This is a genomic window from Massilia niastensis DSM 21313, assembly GCF_000382345.1.
Taxonomy (GTDB): domain Bacteria; phylum Pseudomonadota; class Gammaproteobacteria; order Burkholderiales; family Burkholderiaceae_D; genus Telluria; species Telluria niastensis.
Genome location: NZ_KB908083.1, coordinates 46,744 through 63,714, shown reverse-complemented (window position 1 = coordinate 63,714; position 16,971 = coordinate 46,744). Strand labels below are relative to the sequence as shown.

Here is a 16,971-nt window from a genome sequence, read left to right as displayed (position 1 = left end):
TTTATCTTGTCTGTGTAAGTGAATTCTAATGCGGACGCTCAAACACCCGGGCACGGCAGGTAGCCGGTGACTTCCAGGTCGAAGCCCGTCATCGACGGCATCTTGCGCGGATTGGCCAGCAGCTGCATCTTGCCCACGCCCAGGTCGCGCAGGATCTGGGCGCCGATGCCGTAGGTGCGCAGGTCCATCGACGCGGCGCGCGCGCTGGCGCGCCCCTCCTTGCCGTCGCGCGGCGCGAACTGCGCGAACAGCTGCTCGGCGGTCTCGCCGCAGTTGAGCAGCACGATCACGCCGCGCTCGCTCTTCTGGATGGCGCGCATGGCCGAGGCCATGTCCCACGAGTGGGTGGTGGCGCGGTTTTCCAGCATGTCGAGCAGCGACACCGGCTGGTGCACGCGCACCAGCGCCTCGTGTTCCGGCGACATCTCGCCGTGCACCAGGGCCAGGTGGGCCGAACCGCTCGGCGTGTCGCGGAAGGCGATCAGCCTGAACTCGCCGTGCTCGGTCGACAGCGGACGCTCGGCCACCTTCTCGACCAGCGACTCGTTCTGGCTGCGGTAGTGGATCAGGTCGGCGATGGTGCCGATCTTGAGATTGTGTTCCTTCGCGAATTCGATCAGGTCCGGCAGGCGCGCCATGGTGCCGTCTTCCTTGATGATCTCGCAGATCACCGAGGCCGGGGTCAGGCCCGCCATCTGGGTCAGGTCGCAGCCGGCTTCGGTATGGCCGGCGCGCATCAGGACGCCGCCCTTCTGGGCGCGCAGCGGGAAGATGTGGCCGGGCTGCACCAGGTCGTCCGGGGTGGCGTCCTTGCTGACGGCCACCTGGATGGTGCGTGCGCGGTCGGCCGCCGAGATGCCGGTGGTGACGCCCTCGGCCGCCTCGATCGACACCGTGAAATTGGTCCCGAACGAGGTGCCGTTACGCGTCGTCATCATCGGCAGCGCCAGCTGGTTGCAGCGTTCCTCGGTCAGGGTCAGGCACACCAGGCCGCGCGCATGGCGAATCATGAAATTGATGGCATCGGGCGTGACGAAATCGGCGGCGAGCACGAGGTCGCCTTCATTCTCGCGATCCTCTTCATCGACCAGAATGACCATGCGGCCGGCACGAATTTCGGCAACGATTTCCTCGGTGCTGGAGATAGACATACGAATTCCTTGGAGCGGACAGGTTGTGCGTGGGTGCAATCCGCTATTTTAATGGATTTACAGCGTTCCAGCCGGCTTTCCCACCCCCGACTCACCCAAAGTTGGCAGCACAAGCCTGTCAACGCGTCAAGCAGAGTTGCAAATGGGCAACAATGGTGCTTGTTCGGCGTAGAATTGTTAAGCTAAAAACGTTTTCATGCGCAACATTGTGGGCGTTTACGCTTGACTCGATTATGATAAAAACATCGCCGCCACATCCTTCCCGAGACCGCGGCAGCATACGCACCGGAGTTGCCATGTCGGTAGTTCCCCTCTCTTGCGGCAGCGCCGCCATCGCGGCAAGGCTGTCCTGATGGCCACGATCCTGATCGTCGACGATCGGCCGAGCAACCGCGCCTTCCTCGGCGCCCTGCTCGGCTATACGGGTCACCGGCTGCTGGAGGCGGAAGACGGCGCGCAGGCGCTGGCGCTCACGCGCGCCGAGCGGCCCGACCTGATCATCACCGACATCCTGATGCCGACCATGGACGGCTACGAGTTCGTGCAGCAGCTGCGCGCCGATCCGGCGCTGCGCGCGATCCGGGTCATCTTCTTCTCGGCCGTCTATTCCGAGCACGAGACGGTCGCCATGGCGGCGCGCTGCGGCGTGGCCACGGTGCTGGCCAAGCCGTCCGACCCGCACCAGATCCTCGACGCCGTGAATGCCGAACTGGGGGTGGCCGAAGGCGCGCCCGCGCCGCCGCTGCCCGCCACCCGCGAGCGCGACCGCGAACTGCCGTTCGACCTGTGCGCGCGCCTGGGCGAGCTGGAACGGATGTGCCTTGCACTGGTGGGCGAGCGCCGCGTCGACGCGCTCGCCACCGTCTTCGTGGACGCCGCGCGGCGCGTGCTGAATGCCGACACGGTCGCCCTGTGCCTGATCGAAAGCACCGAACGCGCCGTGCGCCACCTGGGCACCCACGGCGTGGACAGCGCGCTGCTGGCGCCGCACGCGCTCGATGACGGACGCCTGCCCGGGGTGCTGCTGCGGGTGCGGGCCCCGCTGCGCCTGTCCGGAGACGACGCCCTGCTCTCCAGCCTGCCGCGCGAACATCCCGCACTCGGACACCTGCTGGGCCTGCAGGTGCACGACCTGCAGCACCCGCTCGGCTGGCTGTACTGCGGGCGCCGGCCCGACGCCCCGCCGTTCAGCGAAGAGGAAGAACGCTGGGCGATGGCGCTGGCGGCCCAGCTGGCGGTCGCCTACGAGAACCTCAACCTGTACGAAGTCGTGCAGCGCCACGCCGCCCAGCTGCAGCTGGAAGCGATCGCGCGCGCCGACGCCGACGCCGCGCTGCGCGAGAGCGAGCACCGGCTGGTGCTGGCGCGCCAGGTGTTCGACAGCACCCAGGAAAGCATCATGATGACGGACGCGCAGGCCAACATCGTGGCCGTCAATCCCGCCTTCGAACAGGTCACCGGCTTCACCGAGGCCGAGGTGCTGGGCCAGAACCCGCGCGTGCTGCGCTCGGGCCGCCACGACCTGGCCTACTACCGCGATATCTGGACCTGCCTCGAGCGGGAAGGCCAGTGGCGCGGCGAGATCTGGAACCGCCGCAAGAACGGCGAGATCTACCCGGAGAGCAAGAGCATCAGCGAGGTGCGCGACGACAGCGGCAGGCTGACCGCCTACGTCTCGGTCTCGACCGACCTGTCGGCCCTGAAGGCCGCCCACCACCAGCTCGATTTCGTGCAGAACCACGACATCCTGACCCTGCTGCCGAACCGCTCGCTGTTCAACGACCGCCTGCAGCAGGCGCTGGCGGCGGCGCGCCAGGGCGGCAGCCAGCTGGCCCTGCTGCTGTTCAATGTCGACCGCCTGTCCCGCATCAACGAGAGCCTCGGGCACGCGGCGGGCGACGCCGTGCTGCGCGAGGTGGCGCGCCGCGCCAGCGCCATCGCCGGGCCGACCGATACCGTCGCGCGCCTGTCGGGCGACGAGTTCGTGCTGCTCCTGACCAGCTGCGAAGACACCGAGGACATCATCTACGCCGCGCAGCGCCTGATCGACGCGGTCGCCCAGCCGCATACGGTGGGCGGGCACGACGTGGTCGTCACCGGCAGCGTCGGCATCAGCGTCTATCCGCGCGACGGCAACGCGACCGGCGACCTGCTGAAGGCCGCCGACGCCGCCCTGAGCCACATGAAGGAATCGGGGCGCAACGGCTTCCGCTTCTTCAAGGGCGAGATGAACGCCGAGGCGCTGCGCTGGCTGGCGCTGGAAACGCGCCTGCGGCGCGCCATCGAGCGCGACGAACTGTTCCTGCACTACCAGCCCCAGGTCTCGCGCATCGACGGCCGCGTGGTCGGCATCGAAGCCCTGCTGCGCTGGCGCAGCGAAGAGATCGGCAACGTGTCGCCGGGCGACTTCATCCCGCTGGCCGAGGACACCGGCCTGATCCACGCGATCGGCGAATGGGTGGTGCGCCAGGCCTGCTTCCAGAACAAGGCATGGCAGAACGCGGGCCTGATGCCGGTGCGGGTCGCGGTCAACGTCTCGGCCAGCCAGTTCCAGGCCGGCACCGTGGTCGAGGTGGTGCGCGCCGCGCTCAGGGACAGCGGACTGGCGCCGCGCTGGCTCGAAGTCGAGCTGACCGAAAGCGTGATGCTGGGCGACAGCACCCTGGCCGAGACGCAGATGGCGGAACTGCGCGCGCTGGGCGTGTCGCTGTCGCTGGACGACTTCGGCACCGGCTACTCCTCGCTCGGCTACCTGTCGCGCTTCCCGCTCGACAAGCTGAAGATCGACCAGACCTTCGTGCGCAACATCACCACCGAGCAGCGCAGCGCCGCCATCGCCCAGGCCACCATCGCGCTGGCCAAGGGCCTGTCGCTGTCGGTCGTGGCCGAAGGGGTCGAGACGATCGGCCAGCGCGACTTCCTCGGCACCATCGGCTGCGACGTGTTCCAGGGCTACCTGTACAGCAGGCCGGTGGCGGCCTACGAACTGGCCCAGCTGCTGGCGAAGGGCCGCGTGCCTGTCTAAAATGCAACACTCCATGCTCCAGCCTCCCGTCCGGCAAGCCGGGCCGGGTTAGAATGGACTGGACCATTTCACCTGGAATCACCTGATGAGCAACAATCTCGTGCGCGGCCTGTGCCTGGCCGCGGTACTGTTCGCGCACTCGCTGGCGCACGCAGCGCTCAAGCTGGACGCCCCGATTCCGGTCGGCCCGCAAGTCAAGGTCGGCAAGCTGGCCAACGGCCTGACGTATTACATCCAGCGCAATGCGCGGCCCGAGCGCAAGCTCGAGCTGCGGCTGGTGGTCAAGGCCGGCTCCATCCTCGAGGACGAGGACCAGCGCGGCCTGGCCCACTTCGTCGAGCACATGGCCTTCAACGGCAGCACCCATTTCCGCAAGCACGAGCTGGTGTCCTACCTGCAGTCGATCGGGGTCGGCTTCGGCGCCGACCTGAACGCGTATACCTCGTTCGACGAGACGGTGTACATCCTGCCGATTCCGACCGATAAACCGGAACATGTGACCAAGGCCTTCCAGGTGCTGGAGGACTGGGCCCACGGCGTGCAATTCGCCCCCGACGCCATCGACAAGGAGCGCGGCATCGTGCTCGAGGAACTCCGGCTCGGCAAGGGCGCCGCCGACCGCATGGGCAAGCAGATCTACCCGCGCCTCTTCAACGGCTCGAAGTACGCCGAGCGCCTGCCGATCGGGCGCGAGGAGGTGCTGCGCAGCTTCAGGCCGGACACCTTGCGCCGCTTCTACCGCGACTGGTACCGTCCCGACCTGATGGCCGTGGTGGTGGTCGGCGACATCGATCCGGCGCGCGCCGAAAAGCTGATCACCACCCATTTCACGCGCCTGAAGAATCCGGCGCGGCCGCGCCCGCGCGAGTACGCCGCCATTCCGCCGCGCCAGGACACCGAGGCGCTGGTGGTGACCGATCCCGAGGCCAACGGCAACTCGGTGCTGATCCGCTACCCGGTGCAGCCGGTGCGCGAGCCGGGCACCATCGGCGCCTACCGCGACGAGCTGGTGCAGGCCCTGTTCGGCGCCATGCTCAACCAGCGGCTGGCGGAACTGGTCCAGCTGCCGGAAGCGCCCTTCCTCGGCGCCAGCAGCTCGCTCGGCAAGCTGACCCCGCGCTACCACTCGTACAACGCCTCCGCGGCCCTCGGACCGCGCGGCGCGGCGCCCGCGATCGCCGCGCTGGTGCAGGAAAACGAACGCGCGCGCCGGCACGGCTTCGGCGCCGCCGAACTGGAGCGCGCCAAGAAGAACATGATGCGCAACTACGAGCAGGCCTGGAACGAACGCGCCAAGAGCGACTCGGCCACCTATGCCGCCGAGTACATCCGCAACTTCCTGCAGCAGGAAGCGATTCCCGGCATCGACACCGAGTACCGCTACGTGCAGGAACTGGTGCCGGGCATCACGCTCGACGAGATGAACGCCTATGCGCGCCGCACCATCCCGGCCGACTCGGGCAAGCTGGTGCTGTACACCGGCGTCGACAAGCCGGAGCCGCCCACCGGCGCGCAGCTGCTGGCGGCGGTGGCCGAGGCCGAGCGCGCGCAGGTGGCGCCGCACGACGAGAAGGCGGTCGCGGCGCTCCTGATGGAGAAGCCGCCGGCGCCCGGCGCCATCGTCTCCCAGCGCGAGGACAAGGCGCTCGGGCTGACCCACCTGCTGCTGTCGAACGGGGTCAAGGTCATCCTCAAGCCGACCGATTTCCGCAACGACCAGGTGATGCTGAGCGCCGCCCGTTTCGGCGGCCAGAGCCTGTACGGCGACGGCGACATCCTGAATGCGCGCTTCGCCAACGCCATCGTGGCCAGCATGGGCGTGCCGAACTTCTCGCCGCTCGACATGCGCAAGATCCTGGCCGGCAAGGCGGCCGGCGTCACGGTCGGCCTGGGCAGCTATACCGACGTGGTGGCGGGCGCCTCGGGCGCCTCGGACGTGGAAACCATGCTCCAGCTGCTGTGGCTGAAGTTCTCCGGCGTGCGCCGCGACGAGGACCTGTTCCGCTCCTACGTCGGCAAGCAGGCCGAGATCGCCCGCAACCAGAGCGCCCAGCCGGGCAGGCGCTTCGGCGACGCCCTGGTGTCGGCCCTGTTCAACGACCACCCGCGCGCGCCGCGCAGCCTGCAGGCGGACGAGTACGCGAAGATCGACCTGGACCGCAGCATCGACATCTTCCGCCAGCGCTTTTCCAGCGCCAGGGACCTGACCTTCATCGTGGTCGGCAGTTTCGATCCGGCTGCGATCAAGCCGCTGCTGGCGACCTACCTCGGCAGCCTGCCGACGCCCGAGCTGCCGGTAGCCTACCGCGACGTCGGCCTGCGCCCGGTGACCGGCGTGGTCAAGCGCGAAGTGCGCAGCGGGACCGAACCGAAGAGCACCGTGTCACTGAATTTCACGGGGCCGGCCGAATTCTCCGAGGCCGAGCAGCTGCGCCTGTCGGCGCTGATCGAAGTGGCCAACCTGCGCATCATCGACGTCCTGCGCGAACAGATGGCGATGATCTACGGCGGCGGCGCCTCGGGGGCGCTGAGCAAGATCCCGTACGGGAATTACTCGATCAGCATCAACCTGCCGACGGGACCGGAACACGTGGACAAGGTGCTGGCCGCGACCTTCGCCGAGATCAGGCGCCTGCAGGAGAAAGGGCCGGATGCGGCGGACCTGGCGAAGGTGAAGAGCAACTGGATCCAGAACCACCGGCGCTCGCTGCGCGAGAACGGCTACTGGGTGGCGAACCTGCAGTCGGCCCTGACCGAAGGGACCGATCCGGCGTCGATCCTGGAGGTCGAGAAGCAGGTGCAGGCCTTGAGCACGCATGACGTCCAGGCGGCGGCGCGGCGCTACTTCGACACGAACAACTATGTGCAGGTGGTGCTCAATCCCGAGAAGCCGGCGACGGAGGCCGCGGAGGCGGCGGCGACGCCCAAGGGTTGAAGCGGCAGGCGTGCCGATGCCCGCGCCATCCGGCGCGGGAAAATGAGGGCGGTCCCGCTCAGCCCTTGGCGGACAGCATGCGCTCGACGTAGCGCGCGATCAGGTCGATCTCCAGGTTCACCTTCGACCCCGCCCGCAGGTGCTTGAGGGTGGTCACCTCGATCGTGTGCGGGATCAGGTTGATCGAGAAACGGCAGACCTTGCCGCCATCGGCCTCGAGGTCCTCGACCCGGTTCACGGTCAGCGACACGCCGTTGACCACCACCGAGCCCTTATAGGCCAGGAACTTGGCCAGCTCGTGCGGCGCGTCGATCACCAGTTCGCGCGACTCGCCCACCGGCTCGAAGCTGTGCACCACGCCCAGCCCGTCCACGTGGCCGGACACCAGGTGGCCGCCCAGGCGCTCGGCCAGGGTCAGGGCCTTTTCCAGGTTGACTTCGCCCGGCTGCTCCAGGCCCACGGTACGGTTCAGGCTCTCGCGCGAGACGTCCACCGCGAAGCTGGCCGCGCCTTTTTCGACCACGGTCATGCAGGCGCCGTTGATGGCGATCGAGTCGCCCAGGGCCACGTCCGCCAGCGGCAGCGCGCCGGCATCGATCGCCAGGCGCACGCCCGCGTCCAGGCCGCCCGCCAGGGGGGTGACAGAAGAGATCTTGCCGACTGCGGCGACGATTCCAGTAAACATACAGCCTTATTCCTCAGGGTTGGTAAATCTTGCCAGGATGCGCAGGTCGGCACCGACCCGCGCCACGTCATGAAAGCGCAAGGCGCGCTGGTCGGCCAGCCTTGCCAGCGGCGGCAGCGCGAACATGCCCTGCCCCGGCCCGATCAGGCTCGGCGCCAGGTACACCAGCAACTCGTCGACGCAGCCCTCGCGCACCAGCGATGCGTTCAGCTTCGAACCGGCCTCGACATGCACTTCGTTGATCTCGCGCCGTCCCAGTTCGCGCATCAGGGCCGGCAGGTCGACCTTGCCGGACCGGTTCGGCAGCTGGATCACTTCGTGCCCGGCGGCGCGCAGCGCGGCTTCTTTCCCGGGGTGCGGCGCGGCCGCCACGATCCAGCACGGCTCGCCCTGCAGGATGCGCGCGTCGAGACCGATCTCGAGCCGGCTGTCGACGATCACGCGGCGCGGCTGCAAGGGCGTGTCGATGCCGCGCACGTTGAGCTGCGGGTCGTCCGCCTTGACGGTGCCGATGCCGGTCACGATCGCGCTGGCGCGCGCGCGCCAAGCATGGCCGTCGGCGCGCGCCTCGGGACCGGTGATCCACTGGCTTTCGCCATTCTCGAGCGCGGTCGCGCCATCGAGGCTGGCCGCCACCTTCAGGCGCACCCAGGGCAGGCCGCGGCGCATGCGCGAGAAAAACCCGATGTTCAGTTCGTGCGCCTGCTCGGCCAGCACGCCGGCGCTGACCGCGATCCCGGCCGCTTCGAGCTGCGCCAGGCCGCGCCCGGCCACCAGCGGGTTCGGGTCGACCATCGCGGCCACCACCCGCCCCAGCCCGGCCTGCACCAGCGCGTTCGAGCATGGCGGCGTGCGGCCATGGTGGCTGCACGGCTCCAGGGTCACGTAGGCGGTCGCGCCGCGCACGTCGTTGCCGCGCGCCTGGGCGTCGCGCATGGCCTGGATCTCGGCGTGGGCCTGTCCGGCCGGCTGGGTATGGCCGGCGCCGATCACGACGCCGTCGCGCACGATCACGCAGCCGATGCGCGGGTTCGGCGCGGTGATGTACATGCCCCTGGCGGCCCATTCCAGGGCAAGCGCCATGCCGTCGGTATCGCTGAGAATCTGCACGCTGTCCTTCGTCACGTTGTTGTTTCCATCGGCTCAGGGCGCACCGCTGTCCGGTGCGGAGGCCCCGTCGCAGCCGCGATCGTTTGCCGGATTGCACATGCGCGCACGCCCCAGCATGTTGATTTTAATACGCCGGATCTGCTTGCCATGGAAGAGCGAGAGCGTGCCCAGCCGGGAGGCGGCGCTGTTGGGATCGCTGCAGCTGCGCCCAGCGCCATTGTAGGCGATGTATTGCGGCGGTGCTGGGCTCGTAAAGGAATAGCCGACCCGCATCCCGTCCGGCAAGGCGGGGCGCACCGCCAGCACCTCGTCGTCCGGGCCGGGATCGCGGTCGCCGTCGTGGTCGACGAACACCGTCCAGCCGCGCGTCCAGTCCAGGCCCGCGCCGTCGTTCGGCGCCAGCAGCACCAACCGGTTGCGCGCGATCGCCTGCGCCCGGGTGAAGGCGATGGCGCCGAACAGGTCGCCGGCAGCCGAGCGCAGCTGTTGTCCGCGCACCAGGTCGCGCAGGTTGGGCGCGGCCACCGTCGCCAGGGTCGCGCCGATGGCCAGCACGACCACCAGTTCGGTCAGCGAAAAGCCGCCGCGCGCGCGGCTCATGGCCAGCAGCGCGCCGAGCTGCCGCCGGCCCCCTGCTCGCCTGCGCTGTTGACGGTCAAGGCGCCGCACTCGGGGTCGGAAAAGCCCGCATCGACATTCTCCGTGCCCGGCCGCGCGCGCAGCTCGACGCACTCCCGGATGTCGCGCCCCGGGCAGGCATAGGCGTCGATCTCGTAGGCGCTGGCCGCGGGCGTGCGTCCGATCCACCAGCGGAACTGGCGCGCGCCCGCGGCGCCCGCCGTGGACGAGAAAGCCACATAGGTATGGTGCAGCGTGCGGTACTGCTCCTGGCGCTGCATGGTGTCGACCAGCGCCAGCTGGGCTTCGATGCGGCGCGCCTGCACCACCTGGCGCGCATACGAGGGATAGGCGAGCGCCCCGAGGATGCCCAGGATCGCCAGCACGATCATCAGCTCGACCAAAGTAAAGCCCGTGCGCCGGCCGTTCATCGCCGCCCTTCCCCGCCCGGCGGCGCACCCGTGCCGCCGAGTGCGGCCCAGTTGCCGAGCTCGCGCCAGCCGATCCGCCTGCCCGCTGCCCCGGCCTCCGCCGGCTTGCGGTAGAACGCCTGCAGGGCCACCTGGGCATGCTCCGTGCTGCCGCTGCCGAGGGCGGTGATCCGGTACAGGTGGCCTGGGCCGCCTGGCGGCATCAGTTCGATCAGGTAGCGCGGCGGCGCCGCCGGCAGCCCGCCCTCGCCCTCGGGCATGCGGCGGCCGGTGTAGGCGCCGAAGCGCACGGCCGGTCCGTCCGGGTCGGCCAGCAGCTCCGCCTGCCGCGCCAGCCCGGCTGCTGGCCGGCACAGTCCGTCGTAGGGCCTGCCGCCCGCGCAGCCATCCGCGAAGGCCGCCGGGTCGCCCGAGGCGAGCGCCGCGCTGCGCGCCGAGGCCGGCGCCGCGCCGCCTTCGATGTCGGCTTCGGCGTCGGCCAGCCCCGCCTCGGCCATCTGCAGCGCCAGCAGGCGGTCGCGCTCGCTTTCCGCGGCGCGCGCACCCTGCAGCGCCGTGCGGGCGGCGGCGATGCCGGTCATCAGGACGGCCAGCATCAGCACCAGCGCCGTCAGCAGGGCGACACCGCCCTGCCGGCGCCGTGTCATCGGGAAGTCATGCCGCATGTCCATGGCCGCCTCACTGTGGCGCCACCGGCAGCGCCACCGTGGTGGCGTACACCTTGCGCATGCGGCTTCCGTCGCGGCCGGCCAGCGCCGCTTCGCCCAGCCGGGTGCCGGGGTCGAGCGCGCCCTGCGACGCGCCATGCTCCGGCCCGAACAGGTCGTAGGACCTGTCCATCGAGACCAGCCCCTCGGCCTTCGGCCCGCGCAGCAGCAGCGCGATCCGCACCGCCGCCACCCGCTTCCAGTGGGTGCGCCTGCGCAGGTCCTGCTCGCGCTCGGCGGGCGTGGCGCCGTTCAGGACCAGCCCCGCGTCGAGCGCCGCCAGCGCGCCCGCGTTGACGTAGCGCTCGGGCGCCCCGTCGGCGTCGGCATCGAGTCCGTACAGCAGCTGGAAGCCGTCGACGCCGCCCGCCACCGCGTCGGCCGACCAGTTGCTGTTTCCCCGGTACTTGCAGCGCAGCTCGGCCTCGCCCTGGGCATTGCGGGCGACATGGAAAATGCTCCAGCCCTCCTCGTCCTCGTGCACCGGGAAGCCGGCGCAATCCACGGTGCCGCCATCGCCGCGCGGCGGCGCGCCGCTGCCCGGAAAGCGCAGCGCCAGCACATCGCTGCCATTCACCTCGCCCGTGGGCGCCGGCTGCATCCCGGCGCCGCTGCGCGCGACCGTCCGGGCGTCGAGGCCGGCGATCCGCGCCGGCGCCGCGGGGTCGGGGGAGGGATTGCGCGCCAGGTCGACATGCGCCGCCTGGCGCAGCGCGCGCGCCACCGCGTCGAGCGCGTAGCGGCCGGCCTCGTCCATCGCGGCCGCCTCCACCTGCGCGGCGTAGGAGCGGTTGACGCCGATGAACAGCGTACCGGCCGCCAGCAGCGCCACCAGCCCGAGCGCCATCGCCACCATCAGCTCGGCGATGCCCAGGCCGGCCTGGCGCAGTCCGGGCGCCCTCATTGCGCCACCATCGCGACGAAGGCCGGGGCGTCGCCGGCCCCCAGCCAGCCGAGCTTGATCACGACCGGCGCCTCCGTCTCGCCGGAACAGCGCCAGCGGTAGCGCCCGGCCGCCTCGTCCCAGGGTGCGCCGTCGCGGCACACGGCGATGCGCCCGCCCGGAAACTGCGCGTGCAGCGCCTGCCGAATCTCGTGCAGGTCGAACTCCGCCAGTTCCGCCGGGGGACAGGCGCCGGCGCCGAAGCAGCCGGCGCGGCCCGCTCCGGGCGGACCGTCGGCGGCCGCGTCGTACTCCAGGCCCAGGTAGGGATTGGCGCCGTCGGGCAGTTTGGCGAGCACGGCGTTGACGCGCATGCGCGCGGCCAGCGATGCACCCAGCTGGGCCGCCTCGGACATCAGCGCCGACTGCTGGCGCGTGCGCTGGGCGGCGAGCTGGGTCGCGCCGGCGCCGACGATGCCGACGGCGAGCACGAACAGGGCGACCAGGACTTCGATGAGGGTGAAACCGCCGTGACGATGCATGCGAGCCTCGCGTGTGGGTGCGCCGCCGGCCGGGCGAAGGCGGCAGCGGCGCGGTGTCCAGGAGCTGTGAAGTTATCAGGCGTGAGCATGCATGCAGTGGAGCTGGCACAAGGAGTCGGAACGGGAAAACGGGAACTTATTGGCGCCGCATGCGCCGGCTGAACGCGTGGGCAGAAAACCTGCCCACCCTACTTGCGCTGGTGGCCGACTTCGGCCAGCGCTTCCTGGAACTCGTCCAGGTCTTCGAAATTCTTGTAGACGGAAGCGAAGCGGATATAGGCGATCTTGTCGAGGCGCTTGAGCTCCTGCATCACCAGTTCGCCCACATGGCCGGTGTCGACTTCGCGCCGGCCACTGGTGAGCAGCTTTTCCTCGATCGAGGCGACCGCGTTGTCGATGGCTTCGGCCGCCACCGGGCGCTTGCGCAGCGCCAGCATCAGGCTGCCGCGCAGCTTGGACGATTCGTACTCGGTGCGGCTGCCGTTCTTCTTGACGATGATCGGCATCGACAGCTCGATCCGCTCGTAGGTCGTGAAGCGCTTGTCGCACTTGGTGCAGCGGCGCCGGCGCCGGATGCTATCCCCTTCCTCCGATACGCGGGTATCGAGGACCTGGGTGTCTCCGTGATGGCAGAAGGGACATTTCATGGCGCTGTGTTCAATGGGGCCGGAAGATCCGGCCCCTGGTTTGCCGCTATCAGGCTGCGTAGACCGGGTACTTGTCGGTCAGCTGCTTGACTTCAGCCTTGACGCGCTCGATGGTCGCGGCGTCGTGCGGGTTGTCCAGCACGTCGGCGATCAGGTTGCCCACCTTGACCGCATCTTCTTCCTTGAAGCCGCGGGTGGTGAAGGCCGGGCTGCCCAGGCGGATGCCGGAGGTGACGAAAGGCTTCTGCGGGTCGTTCGGGATGCCGTTCTTGTTGCAGGTCATGTGTGCCTGGCCCAGGATGGCTTCCGCTTCCTTGCCGGTCAGGCCCTTCGAACGCAGGTCGACCAGCATCACGTGGGATTCGGTGCGTCCCGACACGATGCGCAGGCCGCGCGCGATCAGGGTCTCGGCCAGCGCCTTGGCGTTCTTGACCACCTGCTTCTGGTATTCCTTGAACTCCGGCGACAGCGCTTCCTTGAACGCGACTGCTTTCGCAGCGATCACGTGCATCAGCGGACCGCCCTGGATGCCCGGGAAGATCGCCGAGTTGATGGCCTTCTCGTGCTCGGCCTTCATCAGGATGATGCCGCCGCGCGGACCGCGCAGCGACTTGTGGGTGGTCGAGGTGACGAAGTCGGCGTACGGCACCGGGTTCGGGTATTCGCCCGCGGCGATCAGGCCGGCGTAGTGGGCCATGTCGACCATGAAGTAGGCGCCCACTTCCTTGGCCACCTTGGCGATGCGCTCGAAGTCGATCCGCAGCGAGAACGCCGAGGCGCCCGCGATGATCAGCTTCGGCTTGTGTTCCTTCGCCTGGCGCTCCAGCGCTTCATAGTCGATGTCTTCTTCCGGGGTCAGGCCGTAGGAGACCACGTTGAACCACTTGCCCGACATGTTCAGCGCCATGCCGTGGGTCAGGTGGCCGCCTTCGGCCAGCGACATGCCCATGATGGTGTCGCCCGGCTTGAGCATCGCGAAGAACACGCCCTGGTTGGCCTGCGAGCCCGAGTTCGGCTGCACGTTGGCCGCTTCGGCGCCGTAGATCTGCTTGAGGCGGTCGATCGCCAGCTGCTCGGCGACGTCGACGTATTCGCAACCGCCGTAGTAGCGCTTGCCCGGATAGCCTTCGGCGTACTTGTTGGTCAGCTGCGAACCCTGCGCCTCCATCACGGCCGGCGAGGTATAGTTTTCCGAAGCGATCAGTTCGATGTGGTCTTGCTGGCGAACGTTTTCCTTCTGGATGGCACCCCACAGTTCCGGGTCGATATTGGCGAGCGTATGGTCTTTGGCAAACATGTGAAACTCCAATCGATAGTAATCCAGGCAACGGGCAGCGTCGATGCGAATGCGGGAGCCGGCAGGCAAACGGGCAGCCGCGCGACGACGCGTCCAGTTGATGGCTGCCCAGGCGAACGGCGAGATGACGTCTCAGGTTCCCCGGTGGGTGTCCACCTTGGCCGCGTCGCCAGGAAGGCTCGCGGCATTTCGCCAGTTACATGAGACGTAAACAGACCCCAGATTGTATGTGAAGTCCGCCCCTTAGGGCAAGGAAACTGCTGTCGTCCTTGCAAGTTGGACCACGCCGGCAGGGCCATGGTCATTTAGGCTACAATTTCAGGGCTCATTCCCCCTCAAGGACAGTCCCATGATCGTATTTATCACCGGCGCCTCGGCCGGCTTCGGCGCCGAAATGGCGCGCGTTTTCGCCCGCAACGGGCACCGCGTGGTGCTGGCCGCGCGCCGCACCGACCGCATCGAGCACCTGGCCCGGGAACTCGGCGACGCCGCGCTGCCAATCACCCTCGACGTCACCAGCCGCGCCTCGATCGACGCCGCGCTCGCCGCCCTGCCGCCGGAATGGCGCCAGATCGACGTCCTGATCAACAACGCCGGCCTGGCGCTGAATACGCTTCCGGCCCATGAAGTGCCGCTGGAAGACTGGGAAACCATGATCGCCACCAACTGCCAGGGCCTGGTGACCATGACCCGCGCCGTGCTGCCGGCCATGGTGGCGCGCGGCAGCGGCCTGGTGATCAACCTCGGCTCGGTCGCCGGCCACTACCCTTACCCGGGCGGCAACGTGTATGGCGCGACCAAGGCCTTCGTCGAGCAGTTCACGCTGAACCTGCGCGCCGACCTGGTCGGCACCGGCGTGCGCGCGACCAACATGGCGCCCGGCCTGTGCGGCGGCACCGAATTCTCGAACGTGCGCTTCAAGGGCGACGACGCGCTGGCCGCCAAGGTCTACGAGGGTACGCAGCCGCTGACGGCCAAGGACATCGCCGACACCGCGTACTGGATCGCCACCCTGCCGCCGCATGTCAACGTCAACCTGATCGAACTGATGCCGACCTGCCAGGGTTTCTCGCCGTTCAGCATCAAGCGCGGCTGAAGCGCGGGCTGCCTTCCCGGCCGGGTTGGCAGCCGTCGATTAGTACAGCATGGCAAGAACTGTTTTTGTAACGCGCGCTCTACAATTGTGAGAAAGTGTTACAGTCATTGGCCATCTTGCTATGTTTCACGTTTACTACTGCGCACCACGCCTTGCCTGAGGCAAAAAGGCAAGGCCCGGCTTTTTCCACTCAATGTTCGCTAACGCACGTTGAATAGGGAAAATTCGCGTAAAATGTTGCCTATTTTCATTTCATTGGCAGGGGAAATGCCTTCAGTTTTCAACTGGTCAGTCAGGGTCTATTACGAGGACACCGACGCCGGCGGCATCGTTTTTTACGCCAACTACCTGAAATTCTTCGAACGCGCGCGCACCGAATGGCTGCGCGCCACCGGTATCCAGCAACAGGAACTGCTGGACGCCGACGGTACTGCCTTCGTCGTCAAGAGCGCCTCCCTGGACTATCATGCGCCTGCGCGCCTGGACGATGAACTGACGATCCGTACTACCGTGGAAAAGCTCGGCCGCGCATCGGTCCAGTTTTCCCAGGAAGCCTGGTGCGGCGATGTCCTGCTCACCAGCGCCAGCGTGAAAGTGGGCTGTGTCGACACCTCCACCATGCGTCCCCGTTCCCTGCCGGAACATGTGGCTGCTAAAATGCGTGCCGCCTGAATATACATACATAGTTAATTATTACCGATGACGCCAACTCAAGACCTTTCGTTCCTCCACCTGATCAGTAACGCCCACGTGCTCGTGCAGCTGATCATGGTCTTATTGCTGGCCCTGTCGGTCGTAAGCTGGACCTATATCTTCCGCAAGATCTTCGCGATCCGCGCCGCCCGCGGCCAGACCGAACAGTTCGAACGCAGCTTCTGGGCCGGCGGCAACCTGCACACCCTGCACCAGAGCGCCAGCAGCCAGCGCGACCAGAGCGGTCCGCTGGCCCGCATCTTCGAAGCCGGCATGGGCGAGTTCATCAAGGGCAAGCAGGCGTCGCGCGACGCGCTCGACATGGGCGCCGTGCTCGACGGCGCACGGCGCGCGATGCGCGCCGCCTTCCAGCGCGAACTCGACATGCTCGACACCCACCTGAACTTCCTGGCCTCGGTCGGCTCGGTCTCGCCCTACATCGGCCTGCTGGGCACGGTCTGGGGCATCATGAACGCCTTCCGCGGCCTGGCCAGCGTGCAGCAGGCCACCCTGGCCATCGTCGCTCCCGGCATCGCCGAAGCGCTGATCGCCACCGCGATCGGCCTGTTCGCCGCGATCCCCGCGGTCGTCGCCTACAACCGCTTCACGCACGACATCGACCGCCTGGCCAACCGCTTCGAGAGCTTCGTCGAAGAGTTCTCGAACATCCTGCAGCGCCAGGCGCGCTGAGACGGGGGACAGGATGGCCTTCTCCAGCAGCATGCGCGGCAACCGCCGCCGTAAATTCAAGTCCGAGATCAACGTCGTGCCCTACATCGACGTGATGCTGGTGCTGCTCATCATCTTCATGGCGGTGCCGGCCAACGAGGCGCCGAGCGTGGTCAACCTGCCGCGCGCCGAGAAGTCGGCGCTGCCGCCGGACACCTATATCCAGATCTCGATCCAGCCCGAGAACAAGCTGTCGATCGGCGTGTACGGCAAGCAGAAGGTCGCGGACGAGGACGTGGCCGACCGCTCCGCCCTGCTCCAGCGCCTGCGCGCCCTGCATGAAGAGAACCCGGACTTTCCGGTCCTGATCGCGGGCGATCGCGACAGCAAATACGATGATGTGATCCAGCTGATCTCGGAAGCGAAGAAGATGGGCATCAACCGCGTGGGGCTCGCCACCAAGTGACGCCGCCCATGTCAGC

At 68.1% G+C, this 16,971-nt stretch carries 16 protein-coding genes and 1 riboswitch; of the genes, 6 read left to right on the top strand and 10 right to left on the bottom strand.

The window, feature by feature from the left end:
• Positions 1-38: 38 nt before the first annotated feature.
• Positions 39-1,151 (bottom strand): bifunctional 3,4-dihydroxy-2-butanone-4-phosphate synthase/GTP cyclohydrolase II, encoded by a 1,113-nt coding sequence (gene ribBA / locus H162_RS0106495; protein ID WP_026354309.1) that lies wholly within the window; start codon positions 1,149-1,151, stop codon positions 39-41.
• Between the two features lie 352 nt (positions 1,152-1,503).
• Here ribBA and H162_RS0106490 point away from each other — a divergent pair, with 352 nt between their 5' ends.
• Positions 1,504-4,176 (top strand): two-component system response regulator, encoded by a 2,673-nt coding sequence (locus H162_RS0106490; protein WP_051109893.1) that lies wholly within the window; start codon positions 1,504-1,506, stop codon positions 4,174-4,176.
• Between the two features lie 85 nt (positions 4,177-4,261).
• Positions 4,262-7,111 (top strand): M16 family metallopeptidase, encoded by a 2,850-nt coding sequence (locus tag H162_RS0106485; RefSeq protein WP_020652642.1) that lies wholly within the window; start codon positions 4,262-4,264, stop codon positions 7,109-7,111.
• 58 nt (positions 7,112-7,169) lie between these two features.
• Here the strand turns inward: H162_RS0106485 and H162_RS0106480 are convergent, their stop codons facing one another.
• From H162_RS0106480 to glyA, 9 genes are all read right to left on the bottom strand, one after another.
• Positions 7,170-7,796, bottom strand: a complete 627-nt coding sequence (locus H162_RS0106480) for a riboflavin synthase (protein WP_020652641.1) — start codon at positions 7,794-7,796, stop codon at positions 7,170-7,172.
• A 6-nt stretch (positions 7,797-7,802) separates the two neighbouring features.
• Positions 7,803-8,879 carry a bifunctional diaminohydroxyphosphoribosylaminopyrimidine deaminase/5-amino-6-(5-phosphoribosylamino)uracil reductase RibD gene (ribD, locus tag H162_RS0106475; protein ID WP_211223688.1) on the bottom strand — a complete coding sequence of 359 codons (1,077 nt, stop codon included), beginning with the start codon at positions 8,877-8,879 and terminating at the stop codon, positions 7,803-7,805.
• A gap of 60 nt (positions 8,880-8,939) precedes the next feature.
• Positions 8,940-9,506, bottom strand: coding sequence for a GspH/FimT family pseudopilin (locus tag H162_RS0106470; protein WP_020652639.1), 567 nt, complete (start codon positions 9,504-9,506; stop codon positions 8,940-8,942).
• Positions 9,503-9,955 (bottom strand): type IV pilin protein, encoded by a 453-nt coding sequence (locus H162_RS0106465; protein WP_026354307.1) that lies wholly within the window; start codon positions 9,953-9,955, stop codon positions 9,503-9,505. Before H162_RS0106465 ends, H162_RS0106470 begins: the two co-directional genes overlap by 4 nt.
• Positions 9,952-10,626 carry a pilus assembly PilX family protein gene (locus H162_RS30250; RefSeq protein WP_020652637.1) on the bottom strand — a complete coding sequence of 225 codons (675 nt, stop codon included), beginning with the start codon at positions 10,624-10,626 and terminating at the stop codon, positions 9,952-9,954. The genes H162_RS0106465 and H162_RS30250 overlap by 4 nt, the downstream gene beginning before the upstream one ends.
• Positions 10,627-10,633: 7 nt before the next feature.
• Positions 10,634-11,566, bottom strand: coding sequence for a PilW family protein (locus tag H162_RS0106455; RefSeq protein WP_020652636.1), 933 nt, complete (start codon positions 11,564-11,566; stop codon positions 10,634-10,636).
• Positions 11,563-12,087, bottom strand: coding sequence for a type IV pilus modification protein PilV (gene pilV, locus H162_RS0106450; RefSeq protein ID WP_020652635.1), 525 nt, complete (start codon positions 12,085-12,087; stop codon positions 11,563-11,565). The genes H162_RS0106455 and pilV overlap by 4 nt, the downstream gene beginning before the upstream one ends.
• Positions 12,088-12,275: 188 nt before the next feature.
• Complete coding sequence (nrdR, locus tag H162_RS0106445; protein ID WP_020652634.1) at positions 12,276-12,734, bottom strand: transcriptional regulator NrdR; 459 nt, start codon at positions 12,732-12,734, stop codon at positions 12,276-12,278.
• A 49-nt stretch (positions 12,735-12,783) separates the two neighbouring features.
• Positions 12,784-14,031, bottom strand: coding sequence for a serine hydroxymethyltransferase (gene glyA / locus H162_RS0106440; protein WP_020652633.1), 1,248 nt, complete (start codon positions 14,029-14,031; stop codon positions 12,784-12,786).
• A gap of 99 nt (positions 14,032-14,130) precedes the next feature.
• Positions 14,131-14,241, bottom strand: a riboswitch (ZMP/ZTP riboswitch).
• 139 nt (positions 14,242-14,380) lie between these two features.
• On the opposite strand from glyA, the gene H162_RS0106435 reads away from it, so the two are divergent.
• From H162_RS0106435 to H162_RS0106420, 4 genes are all read left to right on the top strand, one after another.
• Complete coding sequence (locus tag H162_RS0106435) at positions 14,381-15,127, top strand: SDR family oxidoreductase (protein ID WP_020652632.1); 747 nt, start codon at positions 14,381-14,383, stop codon at positions 15,125-15,127.
• Positions 15,128-15,394: 267 nt separating this feature from the next.
• Positions 15,395-15,799, top strand: a complete 405-nt coding sequence (gene ybgC, locus H162_RS0106430) for a tol-pal system-associated acyl-CoA thioesterase (protein ID WP_020652631.1) — start codon at positions 15,395-15,397, stop codon at positions 15,797-15,799.
• Between the two features lie 27 nt (positions 15,800-15,826).
• Complete coding sequence (tolQ, locus tag H162_RS0106425; RefSeq protein ID WP_026354306.1) at positions 15,827-16,510, top strand: protein TolQ; 684 nt, start codon at positions 15,827-15,829, stop codon at positions 16,508-16,510.
• 13 nt (positions 16,511-16,523) lie between these two features.
• Positions 16,524-16,955, top strand: coding sequence for a biopolymer transporter ExbD (locus tag H162_RS0106420; protein ID WP_020652629.1), 432 nt, complete (start codon positions 16,524-16,526; stop codon positions 16,953-16,955).
• The last annotated feature ends 16 nt before the right edge of the window (positions 16,956-16,971 follow it).